The organism is Wolbachia endosymbiont of Drosophila tsacasi (genome assembly GCF_028982115.1).
GTDB classification, from domain to species: domain Bacteria; phylum Pseudomonadota; class Alphaproteobacteria; order Rickettsiales; family Anaplasmataceae; genus Wolbachia; species Wolbachia pipientis_B.
In genome coordinates this window covers 204-5,352 of record NZ_JAPQLJ010000021.1, presented here as the reverse complement: position 1 = coordinate 5,352, position 5,149 = coordinate 204, and the positions used below count along the sequence as shown (strand labels likewise).

Genomic DNA, 5,149 nt, shown 5'->3' with positions numbered 1-5,149 from the left:
TGCAGTTCCTCGTGCAAAGCAAAGTCAGGCTTACTTTTTCTGTGCTTATTCTTTTCCTTACTCAACTGTTTACTTTCGTTAGATTTTGTTTCAAACGTTTTGTAATAGACCTCAATATTTCTATCACATTCTGCTATTTTTTCTTGATAAATATTATATAGTTCAAATTCTTGCTTTAGCGTGAATACATGTTCCTCTCTATAATCGCCAGCTAACGCTTTTGCTATAGTAGACTGATCATTTTTTATTCGTGCATCCCTGAATTGAGCCAATTTCCCAGAATCTCTTTCGCCTTTAATTATAGCCTTGATAATTTTCATACCAGTTACTTCTGTTATATCTCTTATAACTCTATGCAGTTGTATATTCATTTGAATTAATGCCTTCTGCATACGCAGAACATGTGTAGATGCACTTTCAGTGAGGTTCTTACGTTGTCGCACGTAACTACGCAATACACACATCTGGCTATCTGGCCTAAATGACCCTTGGAGTAATCCATAACTATGTAGTTGTTGTAACCACTGACAGTCCTGAACATCTGACTTTCTCCCAGGTACATTTTTTACATGTCGCGCATTTACCAACTTAACTTCAAAACCGTAAGATTCCAGTATTTGAAACAAAGGAATCCAATATACACCAGTTGATTCCATCGCTACGGTTGTAACTTTACACTTTTTTAACCACCTTGCTAAATTATGAAGGTCTTCAGTGAAGCAGCCAAATTTTTGAACACGTTGCTCATCTCTTCTCTCGGGTATACATACATAATGTACAGCCGAACCAACATCTATCCCTGCTGCATCAGGATTCATTACCTCTAATTTACTTTTTGTCATTGTAATTGACCTCCTATAACTTATAATGAAGAAGTATTTAAGCTTGGGACGGTTAGATTATACAATCTTCTAATCGAGGTAGTTGTAATAGACTCCATCAGTGGTTTAACCGTTCCTCCAAAACCATGCTCCCAAACGGGCACTCTAGCACCATTGAGCGTTCCGGTTATAACTGCAAAAATACTTCTTAATAAATTATATTTAAAAATTGTTATAGCACTGGATAAAATAGTTTCTTTCAGGTTTAACAAGATTTTTCCTTGTTCGATGCTCTTAAATGAATTATTATCTTATTATCAAAATTTCTTAATGTCACTTCACTTAGCTCTTCTCCTGCATCATCGTTGATTTTCAACTTGATAAATTCTAACAGATAAAAGAGAAATTCACTTGCTTTGCCGTTGATTTTTTCTTTCCATTCATCTGTTTTTTCTTGTTCAGGTTTTCTTTGTGTTAACTTCTGCTCTTTTTTTATCAGCCTATTGTTTTCTTCTTCTAGTTCCAAATTTCTTACTGTTTTACGTCGTGCTTTTACTGCATCTTCTAATGTTAATGGAAACTGGTCAATATTATCTACATCTTCAGATCCTAAAGCGCTATCAGGACTGCCGTTTGCTTGCAACGTTGCAAGCTGTTCTTGTATCGGCTCAAGCTTATTCTGTACCACGTCATTTATTATTTTACGTACTTCTTGAATTATTTCTTTTTTATTTTCCTCAGTAAGCGCAAAACAATCAAAGAACTCCTCCTCCTCACTTTCCAAAGAGTGATTTTGATCATGAGAATCTCCAGTATCAACAGCTTGTCTGTTGCTTGTAGTTGGCACAAGTTTAACAAGATAATTTCCTATTCCTGAAGGCTGAAGTTGGTTAAGTTTTTCTTTCAATTCAGTACGTATCTCTTTCAATGACTCACCTATACTTTTACTAATACCTTTCAAGCACGTAGTTATCTCTGTATTAGCGTTCTTTTTCACTTTATCTACATCTTGCTCTATAATCTCTTCTAAATTATTGAGTAAAACTTTTAAATCACCTCTTATATCATTAAGCGTTTCTTTAATATTAACATTTGCAGGCTTTAAAAGACTATTATCAAGTAAATCGCAAGCTTTTTTAAGGTTACTGCCAAATACATATGATCCAGTAAACAAGAAAATCCTATTTCTATTTTCTGCTTTTATATCTTCTAGTATTTCTCTCTGCGTCTTAGAAATTGGTAAAACTATTGCAAGCTTTTTCCTCTTACGATCTAAATTTGTTACAATTTCAATTTTTTCGGCTTCTTGAACAATCTGGCTGTACTGTTCATCAACTTGACAGTTTCCTACTTTTTTATCTATCTCACTCTCTTTTATTTTTTGTGTATTTATAAAGTTTATAACAGCAGTAAATAAGAGAACTGCAAGAGGAATAAAGGCAAGAGGTGCTGGCATGAACGCAAATCCAGCAATACTTACTATAACAGGCTGAATAGAAAAGGTAGTAAATGCTATAAGAGTAGCAATGGTACTTGCTATCGATATAGTACCAGAATACTTTCTTATAGAGCTCAAAATTCTACTGGGCTGGTCAGAAAGTTTTCTAAATCCTAAAAAATCAAAATAGTCTTTGAAAGGATCTTTAGTGTCTGTAACCATAACATTTTTCTAGTTTTAATTTATTTAGGTATACATTAACCAAACCTTAAAATCAAGTTTCTTAATTTTTTAACATGTGCCAAGGCCTATTGGAGCGCACTTTGTTAATCTTTATTTCATGATTTGTTAACCAAATAGAATGTGTGCCATACGTTTCTAAATCGGCATATTTGATAGTTTTAGTATTACAAACTGAATAGTCGAATTCACTTAATTGAATCATTAAATCAACTTTATCACAATTTTCTGAAATATCTTCTTTTTTATAAGCAAGCAGTACTGATTTATTAGTTCCTTTATTATATATACAGCCATAATCGTTGCACTTTAGTCTTTTATCTGGATTGCTATATTTTGTATGATTCAAAATTTGGTTCTGCCCATTTTGTTTCGCCCATGTTTTGACAACAAAGTTCCTGCTTTTTCTAGTGAGAGAATATAGTAAGTTATCACTCTCCTTTGCAGCAACATTATCAGCATTTATTAGGATGTCGAGGGTTTTATATGCAGTGCTAAAGCAAATACCTAGTACAATAAAGAAAATTCCCAAAAAACGCCAATTTCTTTCCCACAAGCACAGCCACAATAAACCAAGTGTTATTATAATAATTGATGAGGCAGGAAAAGTACGAATGGGAATAACCAAATACTGAAGACTAGCAATAGCATTTGTTATATACAAAATACTGTCAATTGGGCGCTCTATAAATGGCGCTATAATCCATTCAATACCTAAAGGAATCAATAAGACATAAATTATTCCAAGTGGAATAATAATTAATGTAACTATTGGTATAGCAACTAAATTTGTGATAATACCACTAATTGAAAAATAATTAAAATTGTATATCGTGTACGGAACAGTTGCTAAACTTGCTATTACTGAGCTGATCATTATCGATACAAAATATTTCATTATTTTTATTTTGAATAATTTATTAGCATTAATTTGATAACTGGCAACCAGTGCCAAAACCGCAGAAAATGACATCTGAAAGCCTGGCTTTAAAATTGCTTCTGGTTCTACTGAGAGTATCACTGCAGCAGCAAACGCAATTGCTATTAACCCTCGATATTTTCTCTCTATCATTATTGCAACGAGTACTAAAATCACCATTATGTAGGCACGCTGAGCAGAAATTTGCATACCGGTAATCAACAAATAAAACGTGGTTGGCAAGATAGCAAGGAATGCAGATATTTTCTTGGTATTATACTTAAGAGTCAAAGTTTCAGATATTGCGAATAAATTACGAAACACTACAAAAAACAGACCAGCAACGAATGATAAATGCAAACCAGATATGGCAAACAAATGTGCTATACCTGAATCTCTTATCGCATCCATAGTTTTTTGGTCTATTCCGTCCTTTTTGCCGATTAGTAATGCAGAAATTATGTCTGCATGTGGTTTTTTAATATTTTGCTGCAGGTTTTCATAAATGTATTGACGGAAAGATTCTATATATTCTCGAAATTTCCTTGCTTCAGCCTTTTTGTGCAAAGCTATTTTGCTTGTTGCAAAACCTGTTGCACTTATTTTCTGATAATATGCTATTCTTGCAAAATCATATGCATACTCCGAGGGCGCAATCTTTAGAGGGAAGAGTTTTGCTGATAATTTTACTTGATCGCCTATTTTAATGCCTTTTTCCACTTTGGTTCTAACTGATATTCTGATGTTATCCAGAGCTCTATACGGTATCATTCCAGCGCGTAACGCTGAAATCCATATCTTTTTTTTCTGGATCCCAGTATCAAGTGCTGGAATGACAGGAAAGGATTTTGAGATAGTAGAGACAGAAAGCAGAAATTGTTTGTATGAGCCCCTGTCATTAATGTCCTTCACTATGGCAACGATATTTTTTACATATCTCTCTTTATCAAGAATTTGAGTGTCTACTAAAGCTGTTCTTAATTTACTGGCTGTAAACCCTATGAGCACTGCAATTAAAGCAATGCATAATATTGCGTACTTTCTGTATAATATTGCAATCAGAATTAGTATGGATGAAAGCAAAAGAAAAATAGATATAGTGAAAATGCAGCCTGGTTCAAAACTTAGGGAAAAATAGGTTAAAATCCCTACACACTGACACACAGGAAACCATAGTATCAAGTTATATTTTTCATTACGTAGGTTATGACGTATATAACTAACTATTATGTCAAAGAAAGTTAGTAAACATACCGACATGTGACTGTGACGCAATTTTATTCTTTTATTTTCTATTATTGTATATATAATAACTAAATAAACAACGACGCGGGATGGAGCAGCTCGGTAGCTCGTCAGGCTCATAACCTGAAGGTCGTAGGTTCAAATCCTACTCCCGCAACCATTTTCCAACTGTACGAATATTGTGGTTTCAGGTGGTTCATGGAAACGGATTAAACGAAAAAACTTACTTGACAAGCCTCGCCAGCCCCCTTATCATGATAGTGAAGGTGTTCAATTATCTTCATCTGTGCAGATTAAACAGCAAGAAAACAACGTAGTTGGCGTCTTATTTTTAATTTTTTGCACTATGTGCACCTTATGTCTTCACAATATTTCTAGGTTTTTACCTACACAAGCTGAAACGCGCTTATAAGTCGTTTAAGACAGTATAGTACGCCAATTTGCAGGATTAGAGAGTGACAACTAGCTAACACGGGGTTTCTTTTG

Annotated in this window: 4 protein-coding genes and 1 tRNA gene; 1 reads left to right on the top strand and 4 read right to left on the bottom strand. The window is 34.0% G+C overall.

All coding sequences use genetic code 11. The features are described 5' to 3' along the window. The 4 genes from OZD70_RS01150 to OZD70_RS01135 form a co-directional block, all read right to left on the bottom strand. Positions 1–848, bottom strand: an 848-nt coding sequence (locus OZD70_RS01150; protein ID WP_275020111.1) for an IS110 family RNA-guided transposase, incomplete at its 3' end; no start/stop codon positions are given. Between the two features lie 14 nt (positions 849–862). Beyond that, positions 863–1,093 carry a hypothetical protein gene (locus tag OZD70_RS01145; RefSeq protein WP_275020106.1) on the bottom strand — a complete coding sequence of 77 codons (231 nt, stop codon included), beginning with the start codon at positions 1,091–1,093 and terminating at the stop codon, positions 863–865. Then, entirely contained in the window at positions 1,087–2,481 is a 1,395-nt protein-coding gene (locus OZD70_RS01140; RefSeq protein WP_275020316.1) for a site-specific integrase, read from the bottom strand. Before OZD70_RS01140 ends, OZD70_RS01145 begins: the two co-directional genes overlap by 7 nt. 61 nt (positions 2,482–2,542) lie before the next feature. Continuing rightward, entirely contained in the window at positions 2,543–4,678 is a 2,136-nt protein-coding gene (locus OZD70_RS01135) for a ComEC/Rec2 family competence protein (protein WP_275020314.1), read from the bottom strand. Between the two features lie 68 nt (positions 4,679–4,746). On the opposite strand from OZD70_RS01135, the gene OZD70_RS01130 reads away from it, so the two are divergent. Continuing rightward, positions 4,747–4,823 (top strand) — tRNA-Met (locus tag OZD70_RS01130). Positions 4,824–5,149: the final 326 nt, after the last annotated feature.